This is a genomic window from Candidatus Binatia bacterium, from assembly GCA_029248525.1.
GTDB lineage: Bacteria > Desulfobacterota > Binatia > UBA12015 > UBA12015 > UBA12015.
The window spans coordinates 97,290-117,526 of the sequence record JAQWJE010000013.1 but is presented as its reverse complement, the minus strand read 5'-3'; the positions used below and the strand labels follow the sequence as shown (position 1 = coordinate 117,526).

At 59.2% G+C, this 20,237-nt stretch carries 13 protein-coding genes; 6 read left to right on the top strand and 7 right to left on the bottom strand.

The genetic code is table 11. From position 1 onward, the window contains the following. Positions 1 to 45: 45 nt before the first annotated feature. The 3 genes from P8K07_03140 to P8K07_03130 all read right to left on the bottom strand — a co-directional run bounded on the left by P8K07_03140 (position 46) and on the right by P8K07_03130 (position 3,114). Positions 46 to 1,206, bottom strand: coding sequence for an aromatic ring-hydroxylating dioxygenase subunit alpha (locus P8K07_03140; protein MDG1957514.1), 1,161 nt, complete (start codon positions 1,204 to 1,206; stop codon positions 46 to 48). Between the two features lie 39 nt (positions 1,207 to 1,245). After that, positions 1,246 to 2,415, bottom strand: a complete 1,170-nt coding sequence (locus P8K07_03135; GenBank protein MDG1957513.1) for a steroid 3-ketoacyl-CoA thiolase — start codon at positions 2,413 to 2,415, stop codon at positions 1,246 to 1,248. Positions 2,416 to 2,538: 123 nt separating this feature from the next. Then, complete coding sequence (locus P8K07_03130; protein ID MDG1957512.1) at positions 2,539 to 3,114, bottom strand: HD domain-containing protein; 576 nt, start codon at positions 3,112 to 3,114, stop codon at positions 2,539 to 2,541. Positions 3,115 to 3,238: 124 nt separating this feature from the next. Between P8K07_03130 and P8K07_03125 the strand changes: the two genes are divergently transcribed. The 3 genes from P8K07_03125 to P8K07_03115 are packed head-to-tail and all read left to right on the top strand — an operon-like array spanning position 3,239 to position 6,233. Continuing rightward, positions 3,239 to 4,135: a peptidylprolyl isomerase gene (locus P8K07_03125; GenBank protein ID MDG1957511.1), complete on the top strand. Its 897-nt coding sequence runs from the start codon at positions 3,239 to 3,241 to the stop codon at positions 4,133 to 4,135. Then, positions 4,132 to 5,358 (top strand): HupE/UreJ family protein, encoded by a 1,227-nt coding sequence (locus P8K07_03120; protein MDG1957510.1) that lies wholly within the window; start codon positions 4,132 to 4,134, stop codon positions 5,356 to 5,358. Before P8K07_03125 ends, P8K07_03120 begins: the two co-directional genes overlap by 4 nt. Continuing rightward, a complete protein-coding gene (locus tag P8K07_03115) occupies positions 5,358 to 6,233 on the top strand; it encodes a 5'-3' exonuclease H3TH domain-containing protein (protein MDG1957509.1) in 876 nt (291 codons plus the stop codon). Before P8K07_03120 ends, P8K07_03115 begins: the two co-directional genes overlap by 1 nt. Here the strand turns inward: P8K07_03115 and P8K07_03110 are convergent. The 3 genes from P8K07_03110 to P8K07_03100 are packed head-to-tail and all read right to left on the bottom strand — an operon-like array spanning position 6,230 to position 12,480. Next, positions 6,230 to 8,170, bottom strand: a complete 1,941-nt coding sequence (locus tag P8K07_03110; GenBank protein MDG1957508.1) for a potassium transporter Kup — start codon at positions 8,168 to 8,170, stop codon at positions 6,230 to 6,232. The two genes, P8K07_03115 and P8K07_03110, sit on opposite strands and share 4 nt — an antisense overlap. Further along, positions 8,167 to 11,730 carry a transcription-repair coupling factor gene (mfd, locus tag P8K07_03105; GenBank protein ID MDG1957507.1) on the bottom strand — a complete coding sequence of 1,188 codons (3,564 nt, stop codon included), beginning with the start codon at positions 11,728 to 11,730 and terminating at the stop codon, positions 8,167 to 8,169. Before mfd ends, P8K07_03110 begins: the two co-directional genes overlap by 4 nt. 45 nt (positions 11,731 to 11,775) lie before the next feature. Then, a complete protein-coding gene (locus P8K07_03100; GenBank protein ID MDG1957506.1) occupies positions 11,776 to 12,480 on the bottom strand; it encodes a DUF1573 domain-containing protein in 705 nt (234 codons plus the stop codon). A gap of 284 nt (positions 12,481 to 12,764) precedes the next feature. Between P8K07_03100 and P8K07_03095 the strand changes: the two genes are divergently transcribed. Both P8K07_03095 and P8K07_03090 read left to right on the top strand, forming a co-directional pair. Then, positions 12,765 to 13,118 (top strand): hypothetical protein, encoded by a 354-nt coding sequence (locus P8K07_03095; GenBank protein ID MDG1957505.1) that lies wholly within the window; start codon positions 12,765 to 12,767, stop codon positions 13,116 to 13,118. Positions 13,119 to 13,211: 93 nt separating this feature from the next. After that, positions 13,212 to 16,007, top strand: a complete 2,796-nt coding sequence (locus P8K07_03090; GenBank protein MDG1957504.1) for a M1 family metallopeptidase — start codon at positions 13,212 to 13,214, stop codon at positions 16,005 to 16,007. Here the strand turns inward: P8K07_03090 and P8K07_03085 are convergent. Further along, complete coding sequence (locus P8K07_03085) at positions 16,004 to 16,792, bottom strand: sulfite exporter TauE/SafE family protein (GenBank protein MDG1957503.1); 789 nt, start codon at positions 16,790 to 16,792, stop codon at positions 16,004 to 16,006. The genes P8K07_03090 and P8K07_03085 overlap by 4 nt on opposite strands. 432 nt (positions 16,793 to 17,224) lie before the next feature. On the opposite strand from P8K07_03085, the gene P8K07_03080 reads away from it, so the two are divergent. Continuing rightward, positions 17,225 to 20,131 (top strand): S8 family serine peptidase, encoded by a 2,907-nt coding sequence (locus P8K07_03080; GenBank protein MDG1957502.1) that lies wholly within the window; start codon positions 17,225 to 17,227, stop codon positions 20,129 to 20,131. The last annotated feature ends 106 nt before the right edge of the window (positions 20,132 to 20,237 follow it).

The following is a 20,237-nucleotide window of genomic DNA, read 5'->3' as shown; positions in this document are numbered from 1 at the left end:
CCCGATGGTCGACTGCCAACCCTTTTCGGCCCCGGAACGATCCGGCTAAGCGGGTTGAAGCGGAAGGAGTTCCAGACCAAGAGCCTGCCGATAGGTATTATGGTAATGATGGAGTGCCGGTTCGTTCCTCCCGAAGAGAACATATTCCTGTGTTCCAGCCGAAGCTCCACGCTGCGCCGAGGCCGCCGCCACATAGTCTTCGTCGCGAATCACTTGGCCGAAAATCCGAGGGAATTCGCGCGCGAATTCCGGATCCTGCACCGCCGCTTCGGGCCACATATAAAAGGTCACCTGCGAAAACGATTCCGTCGGCTTCCCGGGCACGGGATAAACGCGGACCAAAGTCACTCCCGCACTCCCGACATTCACCTGAATATTCGGAAAGAGGTAGTAGACAGGAAAGCCGCCCTGACTGATATGCCACTCGCTCTCGGGTGTATGCCGCATCTCGTGAATCGACTTCACGCAAAGGGTCATACGATGGTTCCGACCAAAAGTATCATAAGCCTGAACATCACCCTGAAACACTTGAGCGAGAGAGTTCCGGTGCAGGACCTTGAAATGATAGGTCTCCCCGAAAGTGTCAATCGCAAACTTCCAGTTCATCGGCGTCGGATAGAAATCCGCCTCGATTCGCTCCAGTTTCGAGAAGTCCCAACTGGCAAACTCGTCGGCCAGACCGCCCAGGAGATCATCGACGTCCAATGAAGCGTCGGGGTGGACCCAGAGGAAGCCGTATTTCTCGGCAGCCGGCAACTCCACCAGACCCAGACAGCTTCGGTCCACTTTTCCGAACTGCTCCGGCTTGGGCAAGCCCACAAGCGAGCCCTGCGTATCGTAGCTCCAACCGTGAAAAGGGCAGACGAAGTTACGTTTCGTGCCACGACTGGCCGACTCCACCAGAGTGCCACGGTGTCGACAGACGTTCACAAAAGCGCGAAAAGTCCCATCGCGGTCTCGCGTTGCCAACAAGGGGACGCCGAAATCCTCCATCGTGAGAAAGCTGCCTACCTCGGGCAAATCAGGCGACATCCCGATCACCTGTGGATGCGAACGAAAAAACTCCTGCCATTCGCGGGAAGCAAGTTCCTCACAGGTGTAGGCACTACTCGGATTGTAGCGGATCCCTCCCGCATCGACGTTTGTACCCGCGTCGATATGCCCAAGCAGTTCTTTCAGAACTCGAATCTGCTCTGCCCGTTGCATGCTTCCGCCTCAGCGCACCGATCGAGACCAAACGGCCCTTCAGCCGTCCAGACGCTCGATGATCGTACCCGTCCCCAGGCCACCGCCGCAGCACATCGAGATCAGGCCGTAGCGTCCGTCCGTCCTCTCCAACTCGTGCAGGGCCGTCGTCACCAGTCGGGACCCCGTGCACCCTGTCGGATGACCGATGGCGATAGCTCCCCCCTTGGGGTTTACACGATCGGTATCCGGCTGAAATTCTTTTTCCCAAGCCATGACAACCGCCGCAAAGGCTTCGTTGATCTCGAAGGTATCGATATCACCAATCGACAAGCCCGTCTGTTCCAGAACCTTACGTGTTGCGGGGATTGGTCCCTCCAGCATCACTTCGGGGTCACAGCCAACCAAAGTGGTTGCCTTGATCCGGGCGCGAGGCTTGAGGCCCAATGCCTTTGCTTTCTCGGGGGACATCAACAAAACCGCGGCCGCGCCATCCGAGACCTGCGATGCGGACCCGGCGGTATGAATGCCACCCTCCTGAACAGCCTTGAGGCCGGCGAGCTTTTCCATCGACGTCTCGCGCAGGCCGCCGTCTCGCGTCACCTCTTCCATTTCACCGGTAGGCTTTCCCGCCTCATCGAGAACCGGGGACTGCAAGGTCACCACTTCCTTGTCAAAGTGTCCGGCTTTCCATGCCGCAATTGCGCGTTCCTGGCTGCGCAGACCGAACCGATCTGCATCCTCGCGGGTCAGTCCGTAATTTTTTGCAATCTGCTCGGCCCCCTGAAACTGCGAGGTGGGCTTGTAGTGCGCCATATACTGAGCGGTCATCGGGAAACCACCCTTCATATTTTCGCCAAGGGGGATTCGCGTCATGGTCTCTACCCCGCAGGCGAGAACAACATCCTCGATACCGGCACCGACGAGTCCGGCCGCAACCGAGATCGCTTGTTGGGACGATCCACATTGGCTGTCGACTGTCGTCGAGGCGACCTCGAGGGGTAATCCTGCAGCCAACCAGGCAACGCGCGCGATATTGAAACTTTGCTCGCCGACCTGCGAAACACAACCGCCAACGACCTGCCCGACCTCGGACGGATCGATACCGGCTCGCTCGATGCATGCTTTTTGAACGGCCCCGAGGAGGTCCGCTGCCTGAAGTCCCGCAAAGGCTCCCTTGCGCCGACCGATGGCGCTTCGCGCCGCTTCTACAATCACTACTTCCTGCATCGGAATCTCCTTGGGGTCTTCAGTTTTCGGGTCACCCTCGAACGGGCGCATCAGCAAATCACATGATTCCCTAACGCAGCTTGTCGGTTCTCGCACCCGGCATTCGAAAAGCCCCGGGAGAGATCAGCTTGCAGCCGCAATCGTCGGACGTCCCTCCGCGAAGACACGGTGGATCAATGGCTCGAACTCTTGCAGGGGAAGGGTCTCGGCTTTCGGATCAAACGCGCGCTGATCATACAGTTCGCAAAACTCCTCGCAGGAATCGTAGTAGGGGTTTTCTCGAAAGCGATCTCGATCGTTCCGGTCCCCGCCAAGAAAATGCCAGAAATAATATCCCTGAAAAATCCCGTGGTGTTCCACGATCCAATGGTTCTGCTCCGAGACCCAAGGCTTGAGAATCCCGGCCGCGATCGAAGGATGATTGGTCGGCGCGAGAGTGTCTCCGATATCGTGCAACAGAGCGCATACGATATACTCCTCATCCCGACCATCCCGCATCGCGAGAGTTGCCGTCTGGAGGCTATGGGTGAGGCGATCCACGGCAAAGCCACCGTAATCTCCATCGAGGAGTTCGAGGTGACGCAAAACCCGTTGCGCGGTCCCGGCCGCAAATTCCATATGACTCCCGCCGATGATCATCCAATCCTCAACGGTGCCCTCATCCATCCGGTGAAATTTCGCTCGCGCTTCCTCAGCCATAAAATCCCCCTTACTACGGTCTAAAGCATCCCGGAGCCCACCGCCAGCATCCGAAGGTCGCCACCGAGCAACAGCTCATCTTGCTTGAATTGAGCTTGGTGACAGATCAGATACCGTGCATCCTATGTCGGATAATGCAGCGAATCGCCCCCCGGTTTTCTTGATCGTTGGAGCAGCTCTGGGCCTGTTCCTCGCCGGTCTGGGCGTTCTGCGCGAGCGAACCGAATTCGACTCCGGGCTGGAAAGCGGCATCGCCGCCACGGTCAATGGCGTCCCGATCGAAAGTGAAGCCTTCGAACAAGCTGTCGGCCTGCTTGCCGCTGACGCCCGCAATGCAATAGGGCCCGCCGAGCGAACACACGTCCTGAACCGTCTGATCGAAGAAGAGCTTCTTGTCCAGCGAGCTCGCGAGCTCGGTGTTGATCAACACGATCGACGCGTGCGCGCCTTGCTCGTCCGACAAATGATCGACTCCATCGTCGCGGATGCCCAACCCGAGGAGCCCAGCGGAAAGCAGCTCGCCGACTTCTACGAGGAGAACCGCACCTACTTCGCACGCACGGGGCGACTCTGGGTTGATCCGATGCGATTCGATGCACGCGATGGAGAATCCGACACCGAGGCGGCGGCAAGGGCTGCCCAAGCGACAGCGCAACTCCGCGCGGGGGCCGCTCCCGCCGACGTGCGCGACGCTCTCGCCGACCCATCGATCATTCCGTTCCCGCAAGGCATGCTGCCTCCGGCGAAAATACGCGAGTATCTCGGGCCAAGCCCCACCAGAGCTGCGCTCCGATTGGAGCCGGGGGCGATCAGCGACCCGATTCGAGGTGGCTCGGCCTACTACGTCCTCCGCATGGTCGATGCGCAACCCGGGATCCAACCGCCCCTGTCCGAGGTCGAAAAAGAAGTTCGCACCGAGATGCAGAGGCGTGCCGGAGATACCGCCCTTCGCTCCTATCTGGATGATCTGCGCGAACGTGGAACCGTTCGCTTGTCCCCCCCCGGGGAGGCAGGCGGTTGAAAACCATCACTTTCCGGGCGGCCGCCCTGCTGACGGCCTGCCTCCTGCTGCTGCTCGCGTTGCCGGCCGGGGCCGACGCGCATACCAAAAGCACGTCGTATTCCCGATGGAACCTGGCGCAAGAGGCTCCGGGAGAGGTCCGAACCGCCGCCGTTCAGGTGCGACTCCCGCTTCTGGAACTGACGCGGTTTCCCAACGGGCACGATTGGCCCGGGTATTTGCAATCCAATCTGCGCTTGAGTGCCGGCAGCGAAGCGTGCACCGCCAGTCGACCCGTACGGCAGGCGCAAGCCCCCATCGGTTGGGCCATTTTTCGATGGAAAGTCACGTGCCCGGCCGTCGGGCCGCTGACCTTGCGCAGCGATATCCTCGGTGACGTTCTGAGTTCCCACCTTCACTTCGCTCGGGTCGCCAACGCCACCGGCGAGATTCGAGAACGCGTGCTCGTTGCGGGAACTCCGGAGTGGGCGATCGACGCCCCTGAAGGACAGGTCGCGGAGGAAACTCTGAAAACGACCCTGCCCGGCTACGCCATCCTGGGAATGGAGCATATACTCAGCGGCTGGGATCATCTGGCATTTGTGCTGGCTCTTCTGCTCCTGGCCTCATCCTTGCGGGAGGTCGCCACTCTCGTAACCGCCTTCACCGTAGCCCATAGCATCACGCTGGGGTTGGCCGTTCTGGGGCTCTACCGGCCGGAGCCGATCTCCATCGAAGTTCTGATCGGCTTCTCGATCGCCTTGGTAGCCATCGAAAACTCGTGGCTGATGAGTGGTCGTGGAAACGCCATACCCATCGCGATGGTGGGCATCCTGGGGGTGAGTGCGCTTGCCGCTGTTTCCGGGAGTGGCCAGCTCAGTGCATTGACGTGGGTTGGCTTGGGGGTTTTCTCCTGGTGTCACTTCCAGCTTCTCGAGGTCCACCAGCGGCCCGCCCGGCTGCGGGCACTGGTCGCCTTTGCTTTCGGACTGGCTCATGGTTTTGGTTTTGCCGGTATCTTGATGGAAATTGACCTGCCTGTGCAGCGATTGCTCCCCGCCCTCTTCGGCTTCAATATCGGCGTCGAGCTGGGGCAACTACTGGTCGTCTTGCTGGTCTGGCCCCTTCTCCGCCTTCTCGCGCAGGTCCACGAGGGACTTTGGTACCGTTGGCTGGCCGAAATCGGTTCAGCAGCGATTGCCGGTCTTGGAATCTACTGGGTTGTGCTACGAAACTGGGGCTGATGAAGGTACATTTGGTCGACGGAACCTACGAGTTGTTTCGGCACTTTTTCGCGGTGCCCTCTCACGCGGACAAAAGCGGAGCCGATGTGGGCGCCCTGCGCGGCGTCCTGGGCACTGTGCTTTCCCTTCTGGAAAAAGGTGCCACCCATATCGGTGTCGCGACCGATCATGTGGTCGAGTCGTTTCGCAATGACCTCTATGATGGCTACAAATCCGGCGAGGGGATCGATCCCGATCTCTTCGGGCAGTTTCATCCCCTCGAAGATGCTCTCGAAGCTCTCGGCGTCACCGTGTGGCGCATGAAGGAATTTGAAGCCGATGATGGACTGGCCAGCGCCTCCGCGCTGGCCTGGGCCGAGCCCGATGTCGAGCAAATTCTGCTGCTCACCCCGGACAAGGATCTTGCTCAATGCGTTCAAGGTAATCGCGTGGTCATGGTCGACAGACGCAAGGATCTCATTCTGGATGAAGATGGCGTGCGAGAAAAATTCGGTGTCTCCCCCGCCTCGATCCCCGACTATCTCGCCTTGATGGGGGATAGCGCCGATGGATTTCCGGGATTGAAAGGCTGGGGCGCAAAATCCGCTGCGACAATTCTGGCGCGCTGGATCGCGCTGGAGGAAATTCCCGCGAACGAAGACGACTGGGATGTCAAAATACGCGGCGCCAAGCGACTCGCCGAATCTTTGCAGCAGGGCCGCGAGGACGCCGCGCTCTTCAAGGACCTCGCGACTCTGCGCACCTCCGCGGATATCGGGGAGTCACCCCATCAGTGGAGGTGGCAAGGCCCAACCCCCGCCTTTGCAGCCGTCTGCGAACATCTGCGCGCCAACCATATCGCCGAGCGCGCTGCACGCCTCGCCGAGAACCTCTAGATCTCGACCTGAGCCCCGAGTTCGACAACTCGATTAGGTGGAAGCCCGAAATAATCGGTCGCCGTCGGAGCGTTACGCAAAAGAATGCGGAAAAGATTCTTGCGCCACATCGCCATACCCGAACGCCCTGTCGAAAAAAGGCTCTGCCGCCCCAGGAAAAATGTCGTATTCGAAAAATCGATCACGCATCCTTGAAGCGCGCAAAATTCCGCTACTCGCTCCATCCGCGGTTGCTCCATGAAACCCAGTTGGAAGACAATCCGCACAAAGCCTCCGCTCAGTTCCTCGATCACAACCTTGTCCGGGCCAGTCACTTCCGGTCGCCGGCGCTGCACGAACGAAAGCAGCAGGACACGCTCATGCAAAACCTTGTTGTGCTTGAGGTGATGCAGGAGGACCGCAGGAGTTCCCTCCGGGTTCGAGGTCATGACGAGAGCGGTTCCCCTGACCCGATGAGGTTGGCTGTTCTCCACGTCGCCAAGAAATAGATCGAGAGGTAGTTCTGCACTTCCGAGAACCCGACGAACCTCATCGCGGCCACGTTTCCATGTCGTCATGATCGTGAAGAGCACTCCGCCGATCACCAGAGGGAACCATCCGCCCTCAAAAAACTTGAGCAGATTGGCCGCGAGGAATGTCAGATCAAAAATCAGGAAAAGGGCGACGGGAAGACCCGCCTGCAAGCGAGACCATTTCCACTTTTCTCGGGCGACTGCGTAGAAGATGATCGAGGTGATCGTCATGGTCCCCATCACCGTCATTCCGTAGGCCTCTGCCAGCTCGCTCGACTCACCAAATCCGATCACGAGACAGATGCAGAGAACCATAAGAGCCCGGTTGACGGGGGGAATATAGATCTGCCCCTCCGAGTCTCCGGATGTATGAACAATGGCGAACCGCGGCGTATAGCCCAACTGCACAGCTGCCTGAGTCAGCGAGAAAGCTCCCGAAATCAGGGCCTGGGAAGCAATGATGGCAGCGGCTGTTGCCAGGACGACCAGTGGGTAGAGACCCCAGTCCGGAGCCATCTGGAAAAATGGGTTCTCCAGACTCGCACCGTGTTCCAGCAATAAAACCCCCTGACCGAAATAGTTCAGCAGCAGACCCGGCAGCACAACCGTGTACCAGGCGATACGAATCGGTCGCGGTCCGAAATGCCCCATATCGGCATAGAGCGCCTCGCCCCCTGTGATCACCAGGACGACCGAACCCAGCACCAGGAAGCCGATCCCGCCGGACTGGAAGAGGAACTCCACACCATAGAGAGGATTGATCGCCCCGAGCACGATGAGGCCATCGGCGCCATCGCCAAAAATTCGGAGTGCCCCGAGAATACCAATGGTCGAAAACCACACCAGCATGATGGGACCGAAAACCCGGGCAATACCCGCCGTCCCTCGGCTCTGGACCGAGAACAAACCGATCAAAATGCCCACCGTGATCGGAATAATGAAAGGTTCGAATGCCGGGGTGGCCACACTCAGACCTTCGACAGCAGACAGGACCGAAATCGCCGGTGTAATCACGCCTTCCCCATAAAGCAGCGCCGCCCCAAACAGCCCCAACATCAAAAGTCCGCGTCGCGATCTCGGCGCGCCGCGATCGGCAGCACCCGCACGCGTCAGGGAGAGCAAGGCGAGAATACCTCCTTCGCCATGATTATCCGCACGCATGACAAAGGTGAGATACTTGGCCGAGATGACGCAGATCAGGGACCAGAGCATCAGGGATAGAACACCCAGAACATTGGCCTCATCAATCGGTATTCCGTAGTGGCCAAGAAAGCATTCGCGCAAAGCGTAGAGGGGGGATGTCCCGATATCGCCGTAAACCACACCCAAAGCGCCCAGCGACAACGCCGCGAGAGGACCGTCTGAATGCGGTGGGTCGGAGTTTTGACCGGCTGCTGCCGTCAGCGAAGGTGTTGAATCACTCATGCGGAACCTCTGGCAGTCGGAGCCATATCCCGACGTGGCAATGCGTCCAACCGCAACAAAGCAGCCTCAAGCTCGGCAACCGGACTCGAAAGCCCTAGCACTTGATGCCTTAGAACATTCCCCGGCGATGCCTCCCACTGTCCTCGACTTTGCTTGACGAGATCAATCAGAGCGTCTCGATCGATGGAGGATCCCTCATGCAGTCGCAGCGAGAGAGTGTCTCCGCGCAAGCGAGCCTCGCTCACAGACATATCCTTCATTCGGCGGCGCAATTCCATCACGTCCAGCAATGAGTCCACAATTGGCGGGATAGGTCCATAGCGGTCCTCCAATTCCTCTGCGAGGACTCCGCGATCGCCGCTCTCCCGCAGAGCGGCGAGACGTTTGTACCAGACCAGACGCTGGTTGACGTCTTCCATATAGGTGTCCGGGATATAAACGCTGGCGCCAATCTGGATTTCCGGCTCGATCGTCTCTTCGACCACCTCGCCGCGAAGCTCGCGGACCGCATCTTCCATCATGCTGGTATAAAGTTCGAAACCAACCTCGGTAATGTGGCCGCTCTGTTGTTTCCCGAGCAAATTCCCCGCACCGCGGATCTCCAGATCATGTGCGGCAATTTTGAAACCACCGCCGAGCTCGTCCAGTTCCCGCAGAACTTGAAGTCGCTTCTGCGCCTCCCTCGTCAGAACACGCTCGGGAGGCACGAGAAGATAGGCATAGGCTCGCGCCGGTGAGCGCCCGACCCGGCCCCGCAGCTGATAGAGTTGGGCGAGACCAAAGGTATCTGCTCGATCGATAAAAATCGTGTTGGCATTGGGAATATCCAGGCCCGACTCCACAATCGCGGTACAGAGAAGAATATCGAATTCATGCTCCATGAAGCCCAACATGACGCGCTCGAGAGCGTGCGTCTTCATTTGTCCGTGCCCCACACGGATCTTTGCTTCCGGAACGATCGAGCGAAGCCGATCATGCAGCGCCTCGATGGTCTGGACGCGATTGTGGACGAAGAAGACTTGCCCCCCGCGGTGCAGTTCCCGCAGCACCGCATCTCGAATTACATGATCGTCCGACCGGCTTACGTAGGTGCGAATCGCCTGCCGATCTACAGGAGGTGTCTCGATTACCGAAAGATTCCGGATTCCCGAGAGCGACATTTCCAAAGTTCGAGGGATTGGCGTCGCAGTCAGCGTCAGCACGTCGACCAGCTGTCGCATTTGCTTGATTCGCTCCTTGTCCCGGACACCGAAGCGGTGTTCTTCATCGACCACCAGCAGTCCAAGGTTGGCGAATTCCACATCCCCCGAAAGCAATCGATGCGTGCCGACAACAACATCGACGCGGCCAGCTCGAATCGCTGCGACAGTCTCCAGGTTTTCCTTCCGACTCCGGAAACTGGACATCGTCTCGATCTCGACAGGATACCCCTCAAACCGCTTGCGGAAGGATTCCGTATGCTGCTGTGCAAGCACTGTCGTGGGCACCAATACCGCGACTTGTTTGCCGGCCATCGCGACCGCAAAAGCTGCGCGCATTGCAACTTCCGTCTTGCCATAGCCCACATCACCGCACACCAACCGGTCCATCGGCTTGGAACTTCCCAGATCTCCGAGAACCTCTTCGATCGCGCGTTCCTGATCGGGTGTTTCTTCGAAGGGAAACCTTGCGGCAAATTCCTGAAAATAAGGGTCGCCCGTCGAGAAAGCGTAGCCCGCACTACGCTGCCGCGTCGAGTAGAGTGCGAGCAATTCTCGGGTCATCGAGAGAATCGACTCTTTGGTTTTCTGCTTGATCTTCTCCCAATTGCCCGAGCCAAGCTTGGCCAATTCCGGACGAGCCCCGTCTCCCCCGACATATTTCTGGACGAGATTGACGCGATCGACCGGCAGGTAGAGCTTGTCGCCTCCGTGGTACTCCAGATGAAGATAATCGCCCTCGCTACCCGCTACCGAAAGGTGCGTCAGTCCGTGATAGCGACCGATGCCATTATCCAGATGCACGATGAAATCGCCCGGTTTCAATTCCGCTAACGACTTCATGACCTGATCCAGGGTCAAGGCCACCTGCTTGCGCCGACGGCTGCGGCGGTGCTCGCCGAAAAGGTTTGTTTCGGCGAGACAGACGAGGCGGTCTGCTGGCAGTTCCACAGATTCGGAGAGTTCTCCTTCGACAATAAAACTGCCGGGTGCATCTCTTGCTTCCAATTCTGCGGGCAAGGAACCTGCGGCAAATCCGACCCGAAGATCTTCGGCCTCCAGGATCAACCTGAGCCTTTCCGCCTGCACCGTACTCCCCACAACCAGAGCCACCCGCGCGCCCTGACTCTCCCAGGCTCGGATGCGCTCGACGAGAAGTGCAAAACCATTTTCCTCGTGAGAGACTCGTCGGCCGCGAATCGCGAATGGCATTTTGGCATGCGGGCGAGCGGCGGCGTCGGGTGAAACGTCCAACCCCTCCATCACTACGCGGGCAAAAGGTTCCAGCATCTCGAAGAAGTTCTCGACCGTGCAGTAGAGTTGGGTCGGCTCGGGATGCAGTCGGCGCTCGTCGATTGCCTGTTGCTCATGAATATCGATCGAGTCCCAGAGTTCCTTACAGGCCGCTTTGAGGGCATGCGGATCATCAAGCACCACCAGAGTCTTCGCCGGCAAATACGCCGAGAGCCCGGCTCTTTCCGAGAACAAAGGCGCCCAGGATTCCAGTCCGGGGACCTCCCCGCCCTCCCGCAAATTTTCGACCAAAGCAAGACGATCGGCACGCGGCATCTCCAGTTCCCGCGCACGCTCGTCGACCTGCCGCAGAAGTCGTGCGTCCGTTCGGAGGTGCAGGGGCAACTCGGTTGCCGGGAGGATCAAGGCTTCTTCCTGATCCTCCATGCGTCGCTGTGATCGTGGGTCAAAACTGCGTATCGACTCGATCGTATCCCCGAGAAGTTCCATCCGAATCGGCTCGGGAGCACCCGTCACGAAAACGTCGATCAAGCCGCCGCGAATCGCAAGTTCTCCTCGATCTTCGACCAGAGGCCGTCGCCGGTAGCCCCAGTCCGTCAACCGTGCCGCCAGATTCCCCAGGTCGATATCATCCCCCTCGACCAGATTCTGAACCGCACTCTCCAGATCGGTCGGCGGTATCACGCGCTGCATGGCCGCCTCCGGGGTTGTAATCACGATGGGGAAGTGAGTCTGCGCCAATCGATGCAGGCCCTCGATCCGCTGGGCAATCGTTTCCGGACTCGGCGAAAGAGCGGCAAAGGGTGCTGTGTCCCATGCAGGGAAGACATGGACCCGATCCGAAGCGGCGAGATCTTCGGGCCCCTCCCCGAGAAAAAATCGTAAGTCCCGGCCCAGCGTTTCCGCCGCGCGAGCGTCTGCGACGAGGACGAGCATGGGACGTGGCCGCTCCCGAGCCAGCAGCGCGAGAAAGGCTGCCCGAGCCGGCCCGGAGAGGCCGGCCACCGGCAACTCTGCGGATCCGGTCAATCCGGCGGCAAGCTCTGTCGCCACATCGATCAGCGACCGGCGCGGCTCGGCTTCCGAAAGATGCTCTTCATCATTCATGCGTTTCGCTCACCTAGCATCCGACAAGTCACGAGCCATCCGAACTTAATTTGGCAGAAGAATCGCCAACACCGGTACTGGATAGACCGCCAGCAAAGGATCGTTTGTCTCGATGAGCAATTGATCTTCAAATCCTCCGGAACCCAGATCCTGCGGCAGCGTGACTTCGAGGGTCACCCGCCGCTTCTGCTTTGCCAGCTTCGACCGAGAGGCAATCTGACGCAACCCCAAGCGGCCGCTCGCACTCCGGATCCGACGAATCCGCTGCTCCGGCCCGGACGGCTCGATTTCGATGTGGCGGACGTGATTGGCTCCGGGTGCCAATTGGCCGAAATACAGGACTTCCGGTTGAACGCGCACTGGCGGGACCACCTCTCCGGAAAGAACCAGCTGCAGGTACGGACGATCCGGCTCTGTCGTGGCGAAAACCGCGACGAGTTCCACCGGTCCCCGGAGCGCTCGCGTATCGACGCGGGCGTCCATCGCCAACGATTGACCGGCCGTGATCACGCCGGCCGCCGGGGAAGCCAGGCAGGAACAACTCGCAGACTTTGCCTGCAGGCCGATCGGTTGCGAGCCCGGGTTGGCAATCACGAAGGTTTTCGACAACGGAGCACCTGCCGCAATCCGACCGAATTCATGTCGCATAATGCCGTTCGGGGGAATTTCCAATGGAGGCTCCGGACGGGCGACAAAACAGCCGACGAGCAAAAAAAGTCCCGGAAGAATGAGATAGTATTTCTTTGCCATCGAGGACATCGTCACCCGCCACTTACCTCGCGGCGACTCCCTTGCACAGGATACGCGGGGGGAAAGCACTCGCTAATTGTCCGAGCTCGGAGTACCATGCGAGGACATGGGCACTTCTGAGGCGCGCTCCTTCCCGTACAAATCAAAGATACCGTGCCGGCTGGATTCTCAGCCTCGCGTGAGGTCTGAGCAACCGCCAGCACGAACGGCCCATTCGAGCCGAGTTGGTTCGAGCTCATGAGCCCCTGATCAAAGTTTGATTCAGGTCGAATCGAGGAAATTTGATGCAAAACAATCATCCGGGAAAAATTCTCTGCGCCATCATTTTGGTAATGCTGCTCGGGCCTCGGGCCGGTCTCGCGGCAGACACGCCCCCCGAGGCGGATATTCAATGCGTTTTGCAGGTGGAGAAGGAGTCCCAGGTCGTAGTTTTGATCGACCTGAATGCGCCGCCTCCCTTGTCCCCGCTGGCCTACCCTCTGACCGAACTCGGCGAGGTTGCACCCGGCGATCTGGTGCGAGTGGATCGAAGCAGCGGCGCCACCGTCGAAATCACCCAAAAAAGCGATCCCGCGTGCCTCAATCAGGTGCCGAAGGGCGATCCTCATGCCCACCACCGAAAAAATATGAAGCCGTAAGGTATTGAAAAAACTATACTTTTAGGGTGCGGCCGCGAGACAACCCTTGCGAAGACGCCCTCCTCTCGCCAATTACATGGAGGAGGATTTCGCGTGGCCGCATCAAATAGCGAAGCAAACAGCAAGGCAGGATCGACTCAAAACGGCGCTTCCGACAAGAAAAAAGCGCCCACCAAGCCAACCCCGAGGCGCAAGACGGTGGCCAAAAGCGGCCCCACAATCACCGTCACCCGCCCGAAAGCCCCCAGCCGTGCTGATGCGGGATTCCGACTGAGCCGGGATATTCTCCCCGTCCACTACCAGATCCACCTGGTTCCCGATTTAAACCGCGGTCATTTCCGCGGCGAAGCCTTGATCGAAATCCAGATCCTCAAGGCGACATCGACCATCGAATTACACGCCGCCGATATGGATCTGGATCACGCGCAAATCGTGCCGACAGGCGGGCAGATCTACCGACCCAGCGCGCCACCCCCGAGCGCGACGCCTGCACAAAGAGGCGCCCGCGGGCAGGAAATAGCGTCATCCGTAACTCCACGGCCAGGTCGGGAAACCATGGAAATCAAATTCCCGAACCGGTTGGTGCCGGGGAATTACTCGCTGGGGCTGAAATTCCACGCCAACCTTCAGCACAAATTACGTGGTTTCTACGCCGCCCAAAGTGGCAACCGCCGCTACGCCTTCACCCAGCTGGAGGCCGCCGATGCCAGACGATGCTTCCCGTGTTTCGACGAACCTGATTTCAAGGCGAAGTTTTCCTTCTCGGTCACGGCCCGGTCCGGATTCACCGTCATCTCGAACAACCCCATGCGGCATTCGGAGACGAATGCCAATGGAACCACGACGTGGCACTTCACTGAAACACCCAAGCTGTCCACCTATCTTTGCGCGATCGGCGTGGGGGAACTCGAAAGCGAAGAACAACGTCATCTCGGCACCGTCCCCGTGCGCGTATGGCATGTCCCCGAAAAAGCACATCTCGCCGGCTTTGCTCTCGATTGCGCAGTCGCGTCCCTGCAATTGCTCGAGAAGTACTTCGGCATCCCCTACCCCTACGAAAAACTCGACCTCGTCGCGGTACCGGATTTCGAAGCAGGTGCGATGGAAAATGCAGGTGCGGTCTTCTTCCGGGAAACACTGCTTCTTCTGGATCCGGATACGGTCACCATGGCCGAAAAAAAGAGGGTGGCCGAGGTCATCGCTCATGAACTCGCACATATGTGGTTCGGTAATCTGGTCACCATGAAGTGGTGGGACGACCTGTGGCTGAATGAGGCTTTCGCCACCTGGATGGCTTTCAAGATCATCGACGAGTGGAAGCCGGAATGGGAGATGTGGAAGAACTTCGAGCCACACCGCGCGGCCGCTCTCGGACTCGACGCGCTGGCCAACACGCACTCGATTTACGCTCCCGTCAGGAATGCCACCGAGGCGACCGAAAACTTCGATGCCATCACATACGAAAAAGGTGCCTCGGTCGTTCGAATGGTGGAAGCCTATCTCGGCGAAAAGCCCTTCCAGAAAGGCGTGCGCAATTACCTCAAGGAGCACAGTGAATCGAACGCCGAGGGTCGAGACCTCTGGAAGGCTCTCGCCAAATCATCCGGCGTCGAGGTCGAAAAAATCGTCAAGGCATGGATTACCCAGCCAGGATTCCCGGTTGTCAGCCTGACCGCCGAGGAAAAGGAAGGCGCAGCCGGCCTGCGCGTGCAGCAGGATCGATTCCTGGGCAGTCCAACCACCAAAATCACCAAGGCCAGCCCGGCCACATGGCCGATCCCTCTCCTGGTCAAAACACCGGGGCGCGGGCGCAAGGCGACAACGCGAGCACTGGTCAAACGCAAGAGTGAATGGGTGCCCCTCGCCAGCGGTGCGCCGGTGCCATGGTTTTACGGCAATGCCGCGGAGGGCGGATTCTACCGCCCGCTCCACGACGCCGAGGGCCTGGCCGCGCTCGCCAAAGACGGGGGACCGCAACTCGAGGCCGTAGAGCGCATGGGGCTTGTCGGCCACCAATGGGCCTTGGTACGAGCGGGCCGAGCAGAACTCTCGAGCATCCTGGACCTTCTCAACCGGCTGGGGAACGAGGCCGATTTCGAAGTGCTCGACGCAATCGCAGCTCCACTCGCGACGCTTGACGATCAGATCGCCAGCGCTGCCGGGGATGCGACTCGCGCCGCCCTCCAAAGTTGGATCCGCGACACTTGGGGGCCTGCCTGGAGGGAGTTGGGTTGGACCGGCACCCAAGATGATTCGTCCCGACTCCGTCGGGGCTCACTGCTCCGTATCGTCGGCCTGCTGGGCGAGGATCCGGTGATCGCAGACGAGGCGTCGGCCCGCTTCGACGCATACCTCGACGATGCTACCGTTCTGGATCCGAATCTCGCCGACGCTCTGGTGGCCATTTCGGCTCGCAACGGCGACCTCGAGCGCTTCACCAAGTTGCGCAGTTCCCTCGAGTTTTCGGAAACCCCTCAGGAAAGACGCCGACACCAGCTGGCTTTGGCTGACTTTCGCGAGCCTAAAACCATTGACCAGTGCTTGAACATGACCTTGACCCCGGAGGTCGCAACACAGGATGTCGGATTCGTCTTGATGCGCTCGCTCGCAAATCGCGTGGCACGGCCCAAGACCTGGAATTTCATCCGCGACAACTGGAAGAAGCTCTCGGACCGACTCCCCCCCATGATGGCTTCGCGCCTCGTGGAAGCAACCGCATCGCTGCAAACCAAAGACTACCGTCGCGAGGTATCGACTTTCTTCCGGACGAACCCAGTACCCACGGGCGCACGCGCTTTGAAGATCGCGATGGAGCGGTTTGATATCGGCGAGGAGCTGCGTCGACGCTGTGCTGCAGACCTTTCAAGTTGGTTGGAGGATCGGTCCTAGCCAATCGCCAGCTTGAGTCCGGTAGCGACCAACAGCAAAGCCAGAGCCAAACGCAGAGGCCCGGTCGGGACATGCTGCGCCAGGCGGCTGCCCAGATACACTCCGGGCACCGAACCCACCAGCAATGAGCCGACAATCCCCCAGTCGACATTGCCGGAAAACCAATGCGCCAGACCGGCCGAACCGAGAAGAATGGTTGCGTGCACGATGTCCGTGCCGATCAACACCAGAATCGGCAGTTCTGAAACCAGCAAGAGAACAGCCATCAACACCGATCCGGAGCCCACCGAGGTAAGCCCGACGCCCAAGCCGATCAGAACGCCGCCAATCACCAGAATGGGTTCCTTGAACCGCTTCTGGACATGACGGTTCCGGATGAGCTTCGAATCCCGCAGCTGGCCCGAGAAAAACCAATGTTCCAGTACGTTTACGACGCCGACAACCAGAAGCATGATGCCGAGCAGGTGAGTCACGAAACTCTCGGGGTCCACTCCGCTGGCCGTGAGTCTGGGCAACAACCACATCACCGCAAATAACGACGCCGGTACCGATCCTACGATTAGCCAGCGGATATAGGGCCAGTTGACTTGGCCCCGACGGATATAGCTTGCAGACGCGAAGATTTTCGTGATTGTCGCATAGGCCAGGTCCGTCCCGACCGCCGTCGTCGGAGCGATCCCGAAGACCAGAATCAGCAGTGGCGTCATCAAAGCGCCGCCCCCTACGCCCGTCATTCCGACGAGAATGCCCACCCCGAGGCCAGACAAGCTGAGATAAGGATCCATGATTCGAAGGATACTAACCGAACCACGGAGAATAGACCAGAATACATGCGATTATCAGGATTCCTCGCGTGAAGCTTCGCTTGCGCATGGCACTTGCCGGGCCATCTCGGCTTTCCGGGATGAATTCCTTGTTGCTCTATTCGTCCGATTTCCTGCAGAATTGCCGATAGATCAGAAAGTAGACGGAATGATCCAGACCAACCAAATTTTCGGGACCGGGCCCACCGCAAGGCTCCCGTTTCCCTCTCTCCAGAGTAAAGCTGTTCACAGTTGCAAGAACGTGCAACTTTGCACGTCCACGAAGAGTAAAAGTACCGTGAATCCGGACATGAAACGGCTACAAAATTGCATGTTCCCGTCCCGAGCGCCCTCCTCCTGCAAGTCGACTTCCCCCCACGGTTCTCGTTTCATTCGGTACCAAAGGAGATTTTTTTGAAGACTTACAGGCAAGACGCGGCATACGCACATTCGAACGAGACTCGGCGACTTTCCGGCCTTTTCTGGTTTCTGGGAGCAGCTTTCACCATCGGAAGCATTCTGCTCGTAGCCTCGGCTCGAGCGGAAGTGGCGCCGAACGCCCCGAGCGAATCGCCGGTGGCCGCCGCCCTGTCGCCCGACAGCTTCGAACGCCTCGACCTGACCTTGCGTGCCGACCAGCTGCCGACTGCAGATTTCGCCCGGCTCCGGGAGCGGCGCGAAGCCATCGATATCGCGCTCGCCTCGGAAACCCGCCTTCTCCGCTCGTGGGATTCTCGTGAGGTTCTGAGCGAAACGATCCGCATCCTGGAAAGCCACGGCGCTGACCTCGGCGAAAGCGCCATTATCAACTTTGTCTCCATGGAGTTCTCAGCGCCCAAAGCTGCGCGCGCGACTCTGGCGGCGCTACCCTTCGTGCGCCGGATCAAGACACCCAACAAGCCCATACCGGCCTCTTTTCCCGACGTGAGTTACGACTCGACCTGGGGCGATCCTGCTCCCGGCCTTGATTTTTACCGATCACGCGAACAAGGACACCGAGGGGGTGGCATCACCATCGCCATTATCGACAGCGAATGGGGCCTGCTGGATACAATTCCCACCCTCGAGCCGGAACAGCTCCCGGTGGTACCCGCCGACAATCGCTTCAAACAGAAGCAGGCCAGCGGCAGCTCCTTCTTCGAAGGCATTCTGGGCAACGTTAATAATATGGGCACCCGCGAGCACGGCACCGCGATGTTGGAATCCATCTCGGAGATCGCGCCCGATGCCGAGTTTCGTCTCTACGGCGTCAAAGGTATCGCGGGCATCCCGGCCGCGATCATCGATGCCACGGATCGGGGTGCGCAGATTATCGCCGTCGCCTTGTCGTCCATCGAGACCATGAGTGACCCGGTCGCGATCGAAGACGGCGGAACCAATCGCTTCACCACGGCAATTGATTACGCGACGGCCGCCGACACTCTTGTTATCGTCGGTGCCGGCAACGATTCGATGCGCAGTTATCAGGACGTCTTCCGTTCCTGCGATACGTGCGTCAGCATCGACGATCCGGATAACGACGATGGCATTTGTCTGGACGCCAACGACGATACGAACTTTCATAGCTTCGAGCCAGACCCGACATTCCAGATCCCGCTCCTGCGCGGCCTTGAGACAAGCTATGATTTTGAGTGGGGCTATTATGATGTGCCCTCTTTTGACGTGACTTGCATGACGGCGATCGAAGAGAACGAGAACGTCAATGCAAATGACTACAAATTTCGCATTTATCGGGTCAGCTGGGACGAGCCCCCCTGCGATAATGACCTCAACAACCCTTGTGAATATCCTCCCGTTTGCCCGTCGGATCGCAGCAGTGACGGCGCAACTCTGGCAAAAAACATGGGCGCGACTGCGTCTTTTCAAGCCAGTTTCGAAACCGACGAAGAATATACGATTGGCATCTATCGCAGTGTAACCGCCGACCCGAATGTCTTCCCCGAGTTTCGGATCATGTGTGCGCCCGGACTCGAATTTGACATGTTCGACATCGACCGCGACGAGTCACAAGCCAACAGCCTTGCCGATATCGCGGTCGTTGCGAACGCATTGACCATTGCGGCCGGCGACGAGATCAGCGTCACCGAGTATAGCTCGCGTGGCCCGACTGCGGATCCCGCGATCCTCAAGCCCGAATTGTCCGGCCCTTATGAAGTGCAAAGCTACACCGCGGACTACGCATTCTTTGACAGTGGGCTACTACAAGGAACATCGGCTGCGGTTGCGGCCGTCACCGGTGTGGCAGCCGTCGTCCAAGGAAAGCGCCTCACGGATACTTTGCCGCTTTTGAGCGTGACCGATTTACGACAGGAACTGATCGACGCGGCTCTCCCGCAGGCGGACGATGCAGGCTTCGATGCCTTCAGCGGCCATGGATTCCTGCAAATGCCCGCGGGTGTTGTCGACCCGGAATGGACGCCTGGCCCGACGCCGAGTCCGACGCCGGAGCCCACCCCCGAGCCGACGCCCACCCCCGAGCCGACGCCTACCGCCGAGCCGACACCCACCCCCGAGCCGACACCGAGCCCAACCCCGACTATTCCCGTGATCCAAGGGCCCACCGTGATTTTCAGCTCCACGTTGCCCGGTAGCCGCTCGGTCCAGGTCAACGCCAACGCGAGCGCCTTTGCGACCATCGTCAACGCCTCGGATTTTCCGGCGGTCAACTGTACGATCACCATGGGAACCGACATTCCGGCGATTTTCACGAGCTATCTGACCGACCGGAATACCAATGGCACTATCAGCGGCCCCAACCCCACAACCAGCATTGCGGCTAACGACTACTCGACATGGGCATTCAAGATCGTCCCGACGGAAAGTTTCGAGACCGTCGATGTGGAGCTGATTTACGACTGCCTCAATTCTGAACCGGCAGCGGTCTTCGTGGGTATCAATACCCTGCTTCTTTCGGCCTCGCAGAGCCAACCGGCAGATGTCGTCGCCCTTTCGGCTACTGTGCTGAATGACGGCATCGTACACATTCCCGGTCGTGCGGGGACCGGATTCTTCGCAGTGGCGTCCATCAACGTTGGAGCCTCGGACAGCCTGACGGTAACCCCGAGGGTATCCAAACAGAACCTCGGCCTCGAGCTATCGGTCTGCGAGACCAACCCGGCGACGGCCGCCTGTCTTGAATGGCCGCCCGCGGCGAGCGTGACGACCGTGATCGACAGTAACGCAACGCCGACCTACTCCATTTTCGTAAAAGGAAACGGCGATATTCCTCTCGATCCGGCGGGCTCACGCATCTATGTCGATTTCGCCGACTCCGGCGGTGCTGTTCGCGGCTCGACCAGCGTCGCCGTGATGACGGACTAATCGGGTGAGTGATCCGACGACCGTCAAGGCCGTCGGATCACTCGCCAAACAGCGCGACCGTTGGGACCAAGCGTTTTACTTCCCCGAGTCCAACAGGGAAGATTGG